Genomic DNA, 14,787 nt, shown 5'->3' with positions numbered 1-14,787 from the left:
CAATTTGACGCTGAAATCCGTGCAACATCTCGTAAGATGAATTTACACTTTTCTAACGGTTTCCGCCGATAGCAGAAGTTACGGATTTATTGACGTTATGTCGGAACAAGAAGGGCCAAGGGAACCAGCAGTCATCGGACTGAACTTCATTCGATGCCCTGCCAGACGGATTGCGCTTGAGAATCTGGAAAGGCAGAAGCCGGTCATCTTCGATGAAGAAGGCGAGCCGCAGGAGTTCTTAGACGAACTCGAAGAGGGTTATGAAGACTCTGTTCACATGTGGTTCCGCAAGATCGGAAGAATCGCATTGCTCAGACCGGAGCAGGAGTTCGAACTTTCGAACCACGCCGCTCAGGGTTGTGAGGATTGCAAAAAGCTTCTGATCGAGTCGAATTTGCGACTGGTCGTGAGCATCGCCAAACGCTACGTTGGACGCGGCTTGTCCATCCAGGATCTCATCCAGGAAGGAAATATGGGCCTCATCCGCGCGGTCGAAAAATACGACCCCAGCCGCGGCTTCCGGTTCAGCACCTACGCCACTTGGTGGATTCGCCAAGGCATCTCGCGAGCGATCTGTGACCACGGCCGAACCATCCGCGTTCCCGTCCACACACTCGAAGCCGTCAACCGAATGATGAAGGTCGCCGGTCAGATGCAGCAGCAACTCGGACGCGAGGCCACCCTCGGCGAACTGTCCAATAAGCTGAACATCAGCGTCGACCGTCTTCAAGACTTCAATCGCGCCACCCAAGGCACCATCTCTCTCGACTCGCCTGTCGGCGACGCCGAAGACATGGCCCTGGGCGAATTCATCCAGAACAACCAGGAGACGCCGATGGACGCCGCCTTCCGAACCGTGCTCAGGGGCCAGATCGAGTCGATCCTCGACACCCTCACCGAGCGCGAAAAAGAAGTCGTCATGCTCCGGTTCGGTCTCACCGATGGTCTGCCTCGCACTCTCGAAGAGGTTGCCCGGCACTTCTGTGTGACCCGCGAGCGAATTCGACAGATCGAGCAAAAGAGCCTCAAGAAGCTCAAACACCCATCGAGAATCAAACCGTTAAAAGAACTGCTTGACGATTCGGCAAACTGCGCGTAGAAACAAAGGATGCACGCGCCGTTAATCGTAGTGACGCTCGATAGTGGCAAAACTCGCGATCTTAGTGAGTTCTACAAGGATCGCCCCTTGGTGCTGGTATTCCTGCGCCACTTCGGGTGCATGTTCTGCCGCGAGCAAATCGCGGGTCTACGCCCGTATAAGCAGGAAAACATCGTCCTTGTCTCGATGGGCAAGGTCAGCGAGGCCGCCGAATTCAAGTCGAAGATGGAAATCCCTCAAACCATCATCTCCGACCCCAACAAGCAGCTTTACGAAGCGTTCGGACTCCGTCGAGGTAGCGTCAGCCAAATCGTCAGTCCCACGGTGGCCCGACGTTCCATCGCCGCATTCAAAGCTGGACACCGCGCCGGAATGCTCAAAAACGATCCGTGGATGATGGCTGGTGTCTTCCGTGTCGATCCCGATGGCGAGGTCAGCTTCGCCCACTATGCTTCGGACATCGCCGATAACCTTCCGGGCGAAGAGATCGCCCGCCTGCTACGAACGAAGTAGCTTGCTTCCCGCCGGAAACATGCCCCACGGCTTGCGGATGTTGACGTCCTGTGCCCAGTCGAGCTCGTTGAAGTCGCTCCCGTCTAGAAACTTGATCTCCGCGCCAAGCTCGCGCGCCGCCAGCACCGACGCCGCAATGTCGTAAAGCTTCTCATTGACGCCGTATAGCGCCCGGTAGTACTGCTTCACCGTAAAGGCTCCGTCGATGACAAATGCCCCACTGAGCCGGTACTTGCCCAAAAGCGCGTATTCCTTCTGTTTCGCCAACGTCTCGTTGACGCTCACCAGGTCGGAAACCGCGATCTCGCCCGCCGCAATCTTCGGCATCGGCTCACCGTTCCAAAACGCTCCGCCGCCGCGCTCTGCCGACAAGGTCACGCCAAGCTCGGGCAGAACAATAACGCCCAACTGAAGCCCCGTGTGGTCCATCAGCGCCACCGAAATTCCCCAAAGCGGCAATCCATGCGCAAAGTTCGAGGTTCCATCGATCGGGTCGATCAGCCAAAGCCCTTTCTCGCCCATCGGCTCAAAGCCGAACTCCTCGCCCCACATCGTCGTCCCCTTCCAATCTGGAAGCAGTCGCGCCTTCAACCAAAGCTCCGTCTCTCGATCGACGTTCGTCACATGCGAGCCGTCGCCCTTGAACTCGACCACCCTCCCCGATTTCATCTCCAGCGCGTTTCGGCCCGCTTCGTCGACGATGGAAATCAGGTGGGTTAGCTCAGGGGTCATCCTAGTAATAGACGAGATTTCATCACAAAATGAGCCGCCAATCTTCCCTTCGTCAAAGATTTGATGGGTATAATTTAACTTCCGCGAGCGGGCATAGCTCAGTGGTAGAGCGACTCCTTGCCAAGGAGTAGGTCGCGGGTTCGAATCTCGTTGCCCGCTCCATTTTTGTTTTTCAGGATTGGGTTAGCGCAAGTTCTCGCTGAACCGTCAAGCCACCATTATTCAACAGGTCCATCTTATTGAATTCAGATTGTAAGTTCAATAAGGACCTTTCCATGAGAAGCCGCCTGGTCAATCATTTGGTTGAGCGCATCTGGCCAGGCAATGAATTGGTCAATTACTTTCACGAATTCTCCGCCATGTACTAATATGCAGTCTCGTTGATTGCCCGATTGAAGCCACAAATTGACCCCATTCTTGGTAAAGCCTTCCATTGAGATAAACAGCCCAAGCGTTCCAACAGTTCTCGCACGGGCCTTGGCACTCAATTTGCTGATGTCCTCAAATTCCGCCTTTTCTTTGCGCCACCTTGTCTCCAGAACAAAGTGCTTCCCACCAAACTTTATTGATCCGTCCGATTGCTGTCCCGGCAAGCTCTTGGGTTTTTCATAGGGGATTTCATGAGCGGCACACAGACGCCCCACGATTCGTTCTAGCTCATAACCTCGGCCTTGCTTATCGACATCAGGATCAGTCATTAGCTCCCAAAAGCGATCTCTAATTCGACCAAGTTCCGTTGACCGAGTTTGAAAGGCTCTTTGGATGTCCGCCTCTTCTTTCGCTGCCTTTGCCGCGAAGTCAATTTCATCGGTCTTTCCAGCAAGAGATTCGAGTAGGCGTGCGTGTTTCCTTCTAAATGCTTCTTCATTGCAATTATCTGTATGAACTGGCCCTGACATATCGCGGATTGCAAAGACAATCTTCCATGCCACGGGAATTCCAGGTGGGCCAGAACGGCACAACTGCTTAAGGATGGAACGGCAAATCGAACTCTTATGAGAGCCAGCCTCTGCATAAGCCCTATCAACGATGCCGTCTGGAGTTCCAAGGTCCTCAAAGAACTCTCTGTACCCGCGATGCCACCAAAATGCCTCGTGCGCGACATCCGCAGTCTTACCAATAATTTCGAAAGACGGACCCTCAATCAATATAGTCATTCTATCCGAATGGCCCTCTACGAGCCCGGGCATTCAATATTGATTGCAATTGCAGATGAGAATGGACCTGACAGCTTAGGGGTCGCGCTGTCTCTGACTCAGTGCCGAGGAAGGAGTCCAGGACTACTATGGCCAAAGCTGAGTTTCTGAGGCTAAGGAACCAAAACCTAAATTCCGCTAACTTCGGGTAGACCGTAGACGAAGACTATGCAGATAGTTAAAACCCTAACTCGCGCTCACGCCCCACAGCGCCTCGGCAAAGGGCACCCTCTGCTCCCCGCCATCCCCGCTCCAAATCAACTCGCCTTCCGACGAAATCCCGCGCGCGATCCCGACGCGCCCGTCGTGCAAACGAAAAACCTTCCCCTCCGTGTCGTCGAACCGCTGCCAGGTCGGCTCCACTCCGGCCCACGTCGAAGGCACCGCAGGTAACCGCTCCAGGACCGACAAAAACCGCGAAAACACATCCTCGACCGACGCCAGCAGGTGCCCTTCATTGGCAAAGCTCGTCGCCCGCAATGACAGTTCCTCAGGAAAAGTCATCGGCCCAACGTTGATCCCAATCCCGACAACCGGAACCTCGTCCACCACCTCCGTCAGCACCCCCGACACCTTTTTTCGGTTCAAAACCAAGTCGTTGGGCCACTGAATCCGAAGCCCGAATTCCTCAGCCAGCCCCAGGCAGATCCACATACTGATCAGATAAGGCCGCGCAAAACCCCGATATTCGGGAAACGCGATCGACACCGCCAACCCCTTCCCCGCCTCTGAATGCCACTTCCGGTCGAATCGGCCACGTCCTGCCGTTTGGTCCGTTGTCCATACCAGCCCGGTCAACGTCTTCTTGATCTCATCCTGGGTGGAGTGAACCGAAGGCAGGTAGACGACCGGACCGGAAAGGGTCACGAAAGCTCCATATGGAACGACAGCGACGGCACCGAGTGCGTGATCGAACCCACCGAAATCACATCGACACCGGTCTCCGCGATCTCCCGAACCGTCTCCAGGTTCACCCCTCCGCTTGCCTCAAAAACCGCCTGTCCTGCATATCGGTGCACGATCTGCGCCATCTCCGCCGGAACCATATTGTCCAGCATCACCACTTCGCACCGAGACTGCAGCGCTTCACGAACCTGATCCTCGGTCTCACACTCGATCTCAATCTTAATCATATGGCCAAGCCCGCTTCTCACCGCCGTCACCGCATTCGTGATCGAGCCATGCGCCTGAATGTGGTTGTCCTTGATCATCACCGCGTCGTATAACCCCATTCGGTGGTTGGCCCCGCCACCGCATCGCACTGCATACTTCTGCAGGAGCCGCAGACCAGGCAGGGTTTTCCGAGTATCGACGATCCGCGCCTTGGTGCCCTCCACCTTCTCCACAAACTGGTGAGTCGCCGTCGCCACCCCACTCATATGCATCAAAAAGTTGAGAGCCGTTCGCTCGTACTGCAGAGCATCCGAGGCTGCCAAAACGCCCTTGGCCACGATCTTGCTTGGCACAACTTCATCGCCGTCGCGAGCAAAAAAGGAGATGGATTCGTTGTCCTCCGTCGGTTGCATCAGACTTTCAACGATGCCAAGTCCGCAAACCACGCCCGAGCCTTGAGCCTCGATATACCATTCCGCCATGCGGCCATGCGGCAGATTCGCCGCCGAGACATCGCCCGTCCCAATGTCTTCGCAAAGGGCATTGCTAACCAGGTCCTCCCAACCATACGGCACCGGAGGTAGCCAAACGCTCATGCCCTTAGTTTACTTGCGCGGCCCGGCTACTTCTTCTTCGTGATAATGTAGTGCATGGAAATAGCGCTGATGCCATCCTTCGGATTCTTCATGATCTGAATCTGAAGCTTTTCGTTGTCAGTTACATCGGCCGCAACCACCCGAAAACCAGTGCCAGGCTTCGATCCAACCGACAAATCGACCACCTTACCGACCTTGGCCGCTTCCGTCTTATAAAAGTCGGCGATCTTGTCGGGATCGTCACTGGATTGAAAAGTGCAGTTATAGCTCTTCGATGCGTCCGTATCCATCATGAGGCGAGTGTAGGGCATTTCCTTTGCGCCCGCATAGATCGGCACCTTGAAAACGTCGTCCTCAAACTTCTTCTCGCCCGAAGTAGACGCCGCGTCTGGGCCCGTCATCGATTTTTCACGCGTCTTATCCGCCTCCATATTGGCCGCATCCTTGGTTCCGCTCGAATCACTGGACGAAGACATCGCATCGCCAATCGTATGCGTGTCGGATGATGTACCAGAAGAACTCGAACAGCCAATGACGAGAAGAGCAACGGGCATCAAAAACCACGCTTTCATAATCGCATTGTATCATTAAGCCACCGGACTAGCCAGATAGTCCCAGCTTCTCCAGCTTCATCCCCGTTCCACCCAATCTCGCTTGACTCCCGTGACCCAGCGGGTCATAGCTGGTAGCCAGGGCGTCGAAGCGAAACGTAGACCCCTGGACAGCCGTCATAGCTGAAAAGTCCGAGGAGCGAAGTCGAAGACCCCGCCGAGCAAAGCGAGGGAAATGGAGTGAAACGGAATCGGGGCGACCCGGTCGTTACGACCGCCAAACAAACTCTTAGCCCCGCTTCTGAATTGCCTTATCCGTACAATCCACCGCGATTTCCGTCGCGATCATCGCATCCTGCGGCGTCGCCAAATCTCCTGTATGCCCGGTGCGCAAAAACTCGGCGAACTGAAGGTACATCCCGTCAAAGTTCTTCTCGCCCGACCCTGGAACCGTATGCACACCCTGACCGTCTCGAACCTCCAGTAGATACCCATCGCGGTCAAACCGCGCCAACCCGCCCGTACCGATCACTTCGTACGTAAACACCGACCGCGGATCACGAACGGTGTGCCCATACGTAAAGCTCACTTCGATCGAAGCCGTCACACCATTCTCAAGCTGAAGGTGCGCCACCACATGGTCCGGCGCCTCATAGTTGGAAACCCACGTCCCAAACCCATCCCATGACTTGATCTCCAAGCCCGTCATCCATCGGCAAAGGTCGATTTGATGCACGCCGCAGTCGATCAACGGACCGCCCTCGATCATTCGCCCCTCCCACATCGGGCTGACGATCCACTTCCCTTTTCCGTCCTGCATCCATTGGCCGTGCAGGTTCCACATATAAACCATTCGGAGGTGCTTCACCTTCCCGATCACGCCCTCCTGAATCCAATGCTTGAGCTGAAGCGCCGAATGGCTGAATCGGTAAACAAACCCGACAAAGAACCCCTTCCCGCTGTCCTCCATCACCGCGATCATGTCCGCCGCCTCGTCCTCGTTGGTGGCGATCGGCTTTTCGCACAGCACATGAACGCCGTGCTCGGCGCACTGCATCACGTTATCGTGGTGGGTGAAAAGCGGGGATGCGACCACAACCGCATCGAGGCCGCTGGCAAAGAACTCTTCTTCGCTAGTGAAAGGGACCCCGCCAAACTTCTCTGCGTACATTTTTGCCCGCCCAGGGACCGGGTCGAACAAAGCCGCAATCTCCAATTCGGGGATGCGTTGAATAGCGGGCAAATGCCCAAAATCGGCCACCGAACCACAGCCCATGAGTCCCAATCGAGCCATGGTTCAGATGTCCTAGAAATTAACCTCGGTTGCCGCCGGTCGAGGCCTGGAAGTCGCTCGGATTGCCCTGATAGGCCGGTCCGTTCGGCGTTCCCACGCCAGGGTTTTCACCCGGTCGAGTGCCGGTTCCCATAGCCGGTTGGTCGCGCTGGGTGTCCATCGTCGTGCCCGGCCCCGTCTTGGCGCCTGCGCCGTATTGGGTCGTAACCTTGGTTCCTCCGGTAGCGCTAGCTTCGCCTCCGTTCGAATACTTATCACCCTTAATCGTCGCGGGGTATTCGATCTTCGTCGTTGCACTCTGGAAGCTCTCTGGGCTCTTAAATCGACATCCCGACGATGCGATCAGAACAAAGAGAACGATGGGAACAGCGGTCCATGCCTTCACGTTAATAAGTTACCTCAATACGAGACGTCGACCAACTCTTCGCGGCCCGTCTCGCTACTCTTGTAGAGCGCGTCGAAGATCGCGTTGAGGATCAGTCCGTTCAGACCGGGCACCGGCGACTCCTTCCCTTCCAAAATCGCGTTCACAAACGCGACCACTTCGGCCGTGTGCGCCGACTCGACGTGCGGCACGTTGCGCGGCTTCATATCGAAGAGTTGCTTGTTGCTCTCGGTGTAGATTTCGATCGGGTCGTCGCCCCAAATCTTCACGTTTGCGCCCGCCTTGGTTCCGAACAGTTGTGTCCGCATCGAGTCACCGTCGCCGATGTTCGCCATGAACGAGCTCTCCAGCGAGACCACCGCGCCGTTGTCAAACTTGATCAGGCCCACTGCGAAGTCTTCAACCGTGAACTTCGATCGGTCGTACTCGCCAAAGTTGTTGGTCAGTTCGGGGTTCTTGCCCAGCATGTCCCAAGTCTTACCGCTCGCGCTCACCGGCTTCGGGTAGCCCATCAGGAACAGCGTGAAGTCGAGGATGTGGACGCCGATGTCGATCAGGGGACCGCCGCCCTGCTTTTCTTTGTCGATGAAGACTCCCCAGTGGGGCACGCCACGTCGGCGCAGAGCTTGGGCGCGCGCAAAATAAATGTCACCCATGTTGCCCTCATCGATGTAGGACTTCATGAATCGGCCCGGACCGCTGAATCGGCTCTGGAGCGCGACCTGCAGAATCTTGCCGCTCTCGCGCGCCGCCGCGCACATTTCCTTCGCTTCTGCCGCATTCATCGCCAGCGGCTTTTCGCACAAAACGTGGACGCCTGCATTCAAAGCGTCGATAGTCGGATCTTTGTGAAACTTGTTAGGAGTAGCGACCGAGACGGCATCGACCTCTCCCGCTGCCAGCATCTCTTTGTAGTCGGTGTAAACCTTGCCGACTCCGTACTTTTCTGCCGCTTCCTTCGCAATCTTTTCGTTAACGTCGCAAACCGCCACCATCTCACAAAGATCAGGCATCGTGGCATACCCTCTCATATGACAGCCCTGGGCGATCCCACCCGAGCCGATAATTCCAATTCGTAACTTTTTCGACATAAGCCAAAGCAAACGATACCCCTATCCCAAACAAATTGGAGTCCGCCGCAAGGATTTCCGATCCTTTAGGATCGAGATCGTCTCATCTATCAAATTTCGGCCAGCAAAAGATGCCTCTCTGGCTAGAGAGGCCGGTAAGCGAACTCGTGAGCGAACCGGGTGAGTCCCAAAAGCCGTTTACCGCTGAAGGCCCATCACCGACCCTGCTCCAAAACCTCGCGCTCCGGCTCTTCCTCAATAGAACCCTCCTCCTCGACCGGAGGAAGCCGATCCTCGTGTCGGATCGCCCACACCCCGCCCACAATCGCGATGATCAACAGCACCGTCCAAAACAGCATCGGCGAAAGCTCGGGAATATGAAACCTTGTCGGGTCCGCCTCCGACCACGAATTCCCCGAGATCAGCGCCAGTTTCACGCCGACCCAGCCCACCAGCAGGTACGCCACATGGTCCAGCGACGGATACTTCTCCAGCAACCGAATGAACACGCTCGCCGCGAACCGCAACAGCACAATGCCCACGATCGCCCCGAAAAACACGACCCAGATCTTCGTTTGGTCGTTGCCAACGAATGTAATGCCTGCCAAAACCGAGTCCACCGCAAATGCGATGTCGGTAATCTCGACCACGACCACCGTGGCCCAAAAGCCCCGTTCGACCGGCTTTACGTCTCGACACGCCGCCGCCCCAAAGAAGTGCTTTCCGGTCACAAACATCAGATACAGCGCACCTAGCGCCTGAAGCCACCACTGCTTCAGCACAATCGTGGCGAACAGAATCGCCAAAAAACGGAACACAAACGCCCCGCCCAGGCCATAAAGAAGCGCCTTCTTCTGGCGATCGTGCGGTAGATGCTTGACCATGATCGCCAGCACCAAAGCGTTGTCGGCGGACAGCAGACCCTCGAGGACGGCGAGAGCGGCAATGCTGGCGAGGTCCCGGACCTCGATCACTTGGCCCCACGGTCCTACCATTTCCTTCCCCGCCGTGAATCGTTCAAAATGTATTTCGTCCTATGCCAACCTACGTTTACGAATGTTCCGCCTGCAACGAAGTCTATGAAGTCGAGCAGAGGATCACCGAAGACCCGTTAAAAGATTGCAAGTGTGGTTCTCAAGGTACCGTAAAACGCCTGATCCAACCCACCGCGATCATGTTCAAAGGTTCTGGTTTCTACGTCAACGACTCCGCCAAGCATTCCCCTTCTCCCGCAAAAACCGAGGAATCCACCGCGACGGAATGCACGGGCGACCAGTCCACCTGTGCCTGTAACCCGGCCAACGTCGAGACGAAAGAATAACAAAGAACCACGCAAAGGTAAACTTTTGCGTTCAAATGGACTTCAAAGCTACCCTCCATCTGCCGGACGCTGACGCGACGATACCGATGAAGGCAAATCTGCCTTCTCTGGAACCGCAGATTCAAATTATTTGGGATAGCGAGAAGATTTACCATCGGCTTCAAGAGGCGCGAAAGACCGCGCCGGTCTACGTCCTGCACGACGGTCCGCCCTACACCAACTCGCCCATCCACATTGGCACCGCCATGAACAAAATCCTCAAGGATTTTGTCGTGAAAAGCCGGTGCATGATGGGATATCGAACGCCATACGTCCCCGGCTTCGACAACCACGGTCTCCCCATCGAGCAGGCCGTCATGAAGAAGTTCGCCGACAAAAAGGTTACGCCGACCATCCCCGAACTTCGTCAGGCTTGCCGCGACCACGCCGCCGAATACCTGAAGGTGCAGTCGGACCAGTTCCGCCGCCTCGGCGTCTTTGGCCTCTGGGAGAAGCCGTACACCACCATGGACTTTCGGTTCGAAGCCGAAATCGTCCGCACCTTCAAGCGCCTGGTTCTTGGCGGCTACGTCTACAAAGGTCTGCGCCCCACCCTCTGGAGCCCCACCAGCCGAACTGCCCTCGCCGACACCGAGATCGTCTACAACGACCACGTTAGCAAGGCGATCTATGTTCGCTTCCCCTTGCTGGAGGACCCAAACAAGCTCTTCGAAGGCATCGACAACGTTTACACCATCATCTGGACCACGACCCCGTGGACCATTCCCGCTAACCTCGCCTGCGCCTTCCATCCCGAACTCAAGTACGCCCTTATCAAGGTCGGCCTTGACCACTACTTGGTGCTGGAAGACCTCGCCCCCAAGCTCGAAGCCGAGCTCGGATGGGAGGAGCCCAAGGTCGTCAAAGTCCTCGAAGGCATCAACTTCGAGAACATGAAGTTCAAGCACCCGATTTTCGACCAACCGAGCATCGCCGTCATGGCCGACTACGTCACCACCGAAGACGGTACGGGTGTTGTCCATACGGCACCCAGCCACGGTCGCGACGACTTCTTTACGGGCCAAGCCTACGGTCTGCCCGTGCCCAACACCGTCGACGAGAAAGGCGTCCTGACTCACGAAGCCGGTGAGTTCGAAGGCGTTTACTATAAGAACTGCGATACCGTCGTGGTCGATCGCCTCGCCCAGGTCGGAGCCCTGCTCAAAGCCTACGACTACTCGCACAGCTACCCATACGCCGAGCGCGACGGCCAGCCGATCATCTTCCGCGCCACCGAACAGTGGTTTGTCAACCTCGAACACGACAACCTCCGCCATCGAATGCTCACGAGCATCGACGCCGTGCGCTGGTATCCACCGCAAGGTCAAACCCGCATCGAGTCCATGATCAAGCATCGCCCCGACTGGTGCATCTCGCGCCAGCGGCCGTGGGGCGTTGGAATCCCGATCTTCTACGGAGCCAAGTCTCGCATCCCCGTCATGGACCCCGTCGCTATCGAACTCGTCGCCGAGTTAGTCGAGCGCGAGGGCTCCGATGCCTGGTTCACCAAAGAAGCCTCTGAAATCCTCCCGTCCGAGTACACCCACCCTGAGACCGGCGAAACCGAGTTCACCAAGGAGACCGACGTCCTCGACGTCTGGTTCGACTCTGGTTCAACCTCGCTTTGCGTCCTGGAAGGCAACGTCTACAAGGAATGGCAGGAGCAGTGGCCCGCCGACCTCTACCTGGAGGGCTCTGACCAGCATCGCGGTTGGTTCAACTCGTCGCTGATCATCGGTCAGGCCACCCGTGACCACGCGCCCTATAAGGCCGTCCTCACTCACGGCTTCGTCACCGACGCCAAAGGTCTCAAGATGTCGAAGCGACTGGGTAACGTGGTCGATCCTGTCGCCGCGTCCGACCAATACGGTGCGGATATCGTGCGGTACTGGGTCGCGGGTACGGACTACGTCAACGACGTCCCCTGCTCCGACGACCTCCTCAAGCAGTTCGGCGAAAGCTACCGCAACGTCCGCAACGCCCTTCGCTTCCTCATCGGCAACCTCAAGGGCTACCGCCCAAGCTCGGCTTCGGCCCAGCTCTTCGAACTCGACGAATGGATCGTCGAGCAGACCGATCTGCTCATCGACGACTGCGTCGCCTCCTACGAAGAGTTCGATTTCGGCGCCGTCATGTCGGCCGTCCACAACTTCTGCCGCCAACAGCTCTCGTCCTTCTATTCCGACGCAATCAAGGATCATATGTACTGCGATAAGGAGGACAGCCCCCGCCGACGAAGCACCCAGGAAGCCTGCTTCCGTGTCGCCAAGGCGATCATCCAACTCGTCGCCCCTGTCCTCGTCCACACTGCCGAGGAATCCTGGAAGAAGATGCACGACACGATGGGCCTGCCCTGCAACTCGGTCCACGAATCGACCTTCGCCCGACCTGATTCGTCCCGGCTCCAAGACATCGAAGCTTCCGCCATCCAGGTTCGCTTCTCGGTCCTCCAGGCCGTGCGGCAATCCGTCAACGGTGCGTTCGAAACCTTCAAGGGCACCGATGGTATCAAGAACGCCCAGGAGGTTGTCGTCTACATCACCACTGACGACGAAACCAAGGAGACGCTCGACCAGTTCCCGCGCGCCGACCTCGCGAACTACTTCAAAACAAGTTGGGTCGAACTCTACAGTGGCGACTCCGAGGTGCGATTCGAACGAACGCCTTACCACGAGTGCGTCCGTAGCCGCGTCCGACGCCCAGATGTCGAAGAGGTCGAAGTCGATGGCGAAAAGGTCTACCTCAGCCGGCGGGATCGCGAGGCGGTTGGCGCTTGAACAAAAGTCGCCTCGTTATCTTCTGGTCCGTCTTCATCCTGACGGTTATCCTCGACCAGGCCGTTAAGGCCTGGGTTCGTGGCGCGCTCCGCCCCGGCGAATCCTGGCCTGGTGGACCTTGGCCCGGCGTCTTCGAGATCACGCTGACCTACAACAAGGGTATCGCGTTTGGTCTGCTCCAGGGCACTGCACTTCTGATGACCCCCATCGCGATTGCCATCGCCATCGTGGCCATCCGTTCGATCTACAAAAACCCCAACGAATCTCGTTGGGGAAGCGTCGCGCTCGGGCTCCTCGCCAGCGGCGCGATCGGCAACCTTTACGACCGGCTCTTCCACAGCGACATGGGCGTCACCGATATGTTTCTGGTTCGCCTGGCCAACATCACGCACGGACGGATGAACGACTTCCCCGTCTTCAATGTCGCCGACTCCTGCATCACCGTCGCGATGGTTATGCTTCTGATTTCATGGACTCGGCACCCGCACGACGAGAAGAAAGACGGCGGACAGCCAGCACCGTCAGAGGCGCAAGCAACAGCGCCGGAAGATAGTTTGCCGTCGGAAGCCGTTTCACATCCAATAGCGACAGAGCAATCGCAATCATAATCGGCCCGCCTGTCCCCTCAAACTCGGCCAAGAGCTCCGAATCCTCGCGCAAAAACGACAGCGGCTTGGCCGCCAGCGTCAAAGCGCCTTGGATGATCAGCACGAACGCCGCCGAAAACAGCACGCCAACGCCGTAGGCGACCGTAAAGAACAGCGCCGCCACCCCGTCCATCGTCGACTTCAGCGCAAGCAGTTCGCTCTTCCCTTCCAGCCCATCCTGCAAGCATCCCAAGATGGTCATCGGTCCCACGCAGAATAGCACCACCGCCGCCACCAGACCCTCGCTAAACCGACCGCCGCCACCAACCGAGGTCTTTACCCAAATTGCCAATTGGTCCAACCCGGTCTGAATGTGGAGCAAGTAACCCAAAATGCCGCCTAGCGCGATGGAGCCCGCCACGATCAGCGTGTTCTTCGAACCCAAAAACATCTTGACGCCGATGCCCACCACCACAAGCCCCAACCCGTTCAGCGCAATTCCCTGCGCATCGGCCGGAATAAACTTCCCAATCGCAAGCCCGATCAGCGAGCCCACTGTCACCGTCGCCGTATTCAGTAGCGTTCCCCTCATGTCACTCCTCCCTCCGGCACATCGCCCCCATGTGTTCCCACTGCCACCACAATAATGCCCCACGCCGCGTTGGCAGTCATTGCCACGGGAAAAATTAGTCCGACCGGAAGGCAATACATCGCGATCGTCACCGGCCCAAAGTACATCCAACAAGTCATCAGCAGCGGGAAAAATCGTTTCCAGAACTCACCGCGCCGCAAGCGGTCCATCGAAGAGGAAGCCGAAAATCCGCTGTCCTGATATAAAAACGTCAGCGCCGCCAGCGGCATCGAAACCAGCGGAGAGAACACGAACTGGTCCGTCAAGATCTTCTTCACCACCGCCGAATAATTGAGCCCATGCGCCGCATTCGACGCTCCGTAGGCTACATCCATCCAGTTATAAAGCGAGTCGACCGCCATGCCCACCACCGCAAAGTACACCATTCGTAGAACGACGTCTTTCCAGGTTAGCGGAATCGGCTTTTGACCGGTCAGCCGCTTGGCGATCTCAGGAACCAGAATGCTGACGAGCCAAATCGATCCGATCACAAAAACCGGTCTCGTCACAGCGGCTCGAAAATCAGAAATCCGATCCGGCAAGGACTGGAGCGAGGGTAAGGAGTAGAACAGGGCAACGAACACGACAAAGCAAATCTGAATCAGTACGATCGGCCGCCAGTTATCTTTCACTGCGCCAATGCCCGGTGCCGCCAGAGCCCGAACATTCATCGATCGCCACCTGTCGAGAAATCAAAAATCAACAGATCGTTGTACCCGTTTCCAGGCCATTTTCAAGGCAGTCCCAACCGCTCTTGAACCTGATCACATTGCCAGGACAAAAGTTTTTTGAAAATTTCGAAATTTGTTGGAACTAAAGCCTCGAAGGTAATGTAATATCCATTCGAACATGAGTACCAAAATAATCTCATCTTTGATCCTTG

General features: G+C 56.6%; 16 protein-coding genes and 1 tRNA gene. 6 read left to right on the top strand and 11 right to left on the bottom strand.

Annotated features, from left to right (window positions below; all coding sequences use genetic code 11):
- The first annotated feature begins 97 nt into the window (after positions 1-97).
- Together GC165_09220 and GC165_09215 are read left to right on the top strand one after the other, a co-directional pair.
- A complete protein-coding gene (locus tag GC165_09220) occupies positions 98-1,099 on the top strand; it encodes a sigma-70 family RNA polymerase sigma factor (protein MBI1333046.1) in 1,002 nt (333 codons plus the stop codon).
- 9 nt (positions 1,100-1,108) lie between these two features.
- Entirely contained in the window at positions 1,109-1,612 is a 504-nt protein-coding gene (locus tag GC165_09215) for a redoxin domain-containing protein (GenBank protein ID MBI1333045.1), read from the top strand.
- On the opposite strand, the gene GC165_09210 is transcribed toward GC165_09215, so the two are convergent.
- Positions 1,598-2,344 carry a hypothetical protein gene (locus tag GC165_09210; GenBank protein ID MBI1333044.1) on the bottom strand — a complete coding sequence of 249 codons (747 nt, stop codon included), beginning with the start codon at positions 2,342-2,344 and terminating at the stop codon, positions 1,598-1,600. The genes GC165_09215 and GC165_09210 overlap by 15 nt on opposite strands.
- 87 nt (positions 2,345-2,431) lie before the next feature.
- Between GC165_09210 and GC165_09205 the strand changes: the two genes are divergently transcribed.
- A tRNA-Gly gene (locus tag GC165_09205) sits at positions 2,432-2,506 on the top strand.
- A gap of 83 nt (positions 2,507-2,589) precedes the next feature.
- Here the strand turns inward: GC165_09205 and GC165_09200 are convergent.
- The 8 genes from GC165_09200 to GC165_09165 form a co-directional block, all read right to left on the bottom strand.
- Positions 2,590-3,492, bottom strand: a complete 903-nt coding sequence (locus GC165_09200) for a hypothetical protein (GenBank protein ID MBI1333043.1) — start codon at positions 3,490-3,492, stop codon at positions 2,590-2,592.
- A 234-nt stretch (positions 3,493-3,726) separates the two neighbouring features.
- A complete protein-coding gene (locus tag GC165_09195) occupies positions 3,727-4,407 on the bottom strand; it encodes a biotin--[acetyl-CoA-carboxylase] ligase (GenBank protein ID MBI1333042.1) in 681 nt (226 codons plus the stop codon).
- Positions 4,404-5,249, bottom strand: a complete 846-nt coding sequence (gene nadC / locus GC165_09190; GenBank protein MBI1333041.1) for a carboxylating nicotinate-nucleotide diphosphorylase — start codon at positions 5,247-5,249, stop codon at positions 4,404-4,406. The genes GC165_09195 and nadC overlap by 4 nt, the downstream gene beginning before the upstream one ends.
- A gap of 26 nt (positions 5,250-5,275) precedes the next feature.
- Positions 5,276-5,821 (bottom strand): hypothetical protein, encoded by a 546-nt coding sequence (locus GC165_09185; protein ID MBI1333040.1) that lies wholly within the window; start codon positions 5,819-5,821, stop codon positions 5,276-5,278.
- A 268-nt stretch (positions 5,822-6,089) separates the two neighbouring features.
- The gene (locus tag GC165_09180; protein MBI1333039.1) at positions 6,090-7,094 is read right to left on the bottom strand and encodes a hypothetical protein; all 1,005 of its coding nucleotides are present in this window, start codon (positions 7,092-7,094) and stop codon (positions 6,090-6,092) included.
- A gap of 19 nt (positions 7,095-7,113) precedes the next feature.
- Positions 7,114-7,479: a hypothetical protein gene (locus GC165_09175; protein ID MBI1333038.1), complete on the bottom strand. Its 366-nt coding sequence runs from the start codon at positions 7,477-7,479 to the stop codon at positions 7,114-7,116.
- A 14-nt stretch (positions 7,480-7,493) separates the two neighbouring features.
- Positions 7,494-8,570: a gfo/Idh/MocA family oxidoreductase gene (locus GC165_09170; protein ID MBI1333037.1), complete on the bottom strand. Its 1,077-nt coding sequence runs from the start codon at positions 8,568-8,570 to the stop codon at positions 7,494-7,496.
- Positions 8,571-8,764: 194 nt separating this feature from the next.
- Entirely contained in the window at positions 8,765-9,544 is a 780-nt protein-coding gene (locus GC165_09165) for a hypothetical protein (GenBank protein ID MBI1333036.1), read from the bottom strand.
- 41 nt (positions 9,545-9,585) lie between these two features.
- Here GC165_09165 and GC165_09160 point away from each other — a divergent pair, with 41 nt between their 5' ends.
- From GC165_09160 to lspA, 3 genes are read left to right on the top strand one after another with little or no spacing between them, the layout of a single operon-like run.
- Positions 9,586-9,870, top strand: a complete 285-nt coding sequence (locus GC165_09160) for a zinc ribbon domain-containing protein (GenBank protein ID MBI1333035.1) — start codon at positions 9,586-9,588, stop codon at positions 9,868-9,870.
- 35 nt (positions 9,871-9,905) lie between these two features.
- On the top strand, positions 9,906-12,686 hold the full coding sequence (gene ileS, locus GC165_09155; protein MBI1333034.1) for an isoleucine--tRNA ligase: 2,781 nt from the start codon (positions 9,906-9,908) through the stop codon (positions 12,684-12,686).
- Entirely contained in the window at positions 12,683-13,294 is a 612-nt protein-coding gene (gene lspA / locus GC165_09150) for a signal peptidase II (protein MBI1333033.1), read from the top strand. The genes ileS and lspA overlap by 4 nt, the downstream gene beginning before the upstream one ends.
- Here lspA and GC165_09145 read toward each other — a convergent pair.
- Both GC165_09145 and GC165_09140 read right to left on the bottom strand, forming a co-directional pair.
- Positions 13,140-13,865: a DUF554 family protein gene (locus GC165_09145; GenBank protein ID MBI1333032.1), complete on the bottom strand. Its 726-nt coding sequence runs from the start codon at positions 13,863-13,865 to the stop codon at positions 13,140-13,142. The two genes, lspA and GC165_09145, sit on opposite strands and share 155 nt — an antisense overlap.
- Positions 13,862-14,575: a hypothetical protein gene (locus GC165_09140; protein MBI1333031.1), complete on the bottom strand. Its 714-nt coding sequence runs from the start codon at positions 14,573-14,575 to the stop codon at positions 13,862-13,864. The genes GC165_09145 and GC165_09140 overlap by 4 nt, the downstream gene beginning before the upstream one ends.
- Positions 14,576-14,787 lie beyond the last annotated feature (212 nt).

The sequence above is a fragment of the Armatimonadota bacterium genome (genome assembly GCA_016125185.1).
In the GTDB taxonomy this organism is placed as follows: Bacteria; Armatimonadota; Fimbriimonadia; order Fimbriimonadales; family Fimbriimonadaceae; genus Fimbriimonas.
Note: the sequence above shows the minus strand (reverse complement) of the source record. Positions and strands in the feature narration are given on the sequence as shown.